1 protein-coding gene is annotated in these 479 nt (G+C 59.9%); it reads right to left on the bottom strand.

Annotated elements, in window-relative coordinates; translation table 11 throughout:
• A partial coding sequence (locus SxD43FB_RS23960) for a M20/M25/M40 family metallo-hydrolase (RefSeq protein ID WP_141249660.1) occupies positions 1-479 on the bottom strand: 479 nt, incomplete at both ends.

Raw genomic sequence — 479 nt, 5'->3', positions numbered from 1 at the left:
CCGAAGTGGAACGCCCAGAAGTCCGGTCGCCATGCCTGAGCCGTTGATCTGCATCGCATTAGCGTCGGTTGGCGTGGTTCCACCCGTAGCCTGCACCTGGTAGGGGATGCTCTCCTCCAGTGCCGCTCGGCGTATCAGATCAAAAACAACCGGGTTGGTATTGGCACTGCGCGAAATGCTTGGCCCTTTTCCAAGGTCAAGCTCCCCATATTGCGCTTTGCTCACGCCAGGATAGTCAATGGCATGTTCCATATCCACAGCGAGCCCGCTTTGCGCGCCAATGCCAAAGGCCGAGGTCCGGGCGCCGCGTGAACCAATCTCTTCCTGTACCGTGCCGACAGCGTAGACCCCGACACCGTCAGACAAACCACCCTCTTCCTTGATGAGCCGGAGAGTCTCCGCCACGATAAACAGGCCGGCCTTGTTGTCGAAGCCGCGTGCCACGGCACGGTCGCCCAACAGGGTCTGGAACTCGTACT

The organism is Sphingobium sp. D43FB, from assembly GCF_002312805.1.
Taxonomy (GTDB): domain Bacteria; phylum Pseudomonadota; class Alphaproteobacteria; order Sphingomonadales; family Sphingomonadaceae; genus Sphingobium.
The sequence above is the reverse complement of the archived record's forward strand: the minus strand, read 5'-3'. Positions and strand labels throughout refer to the sequence as shown.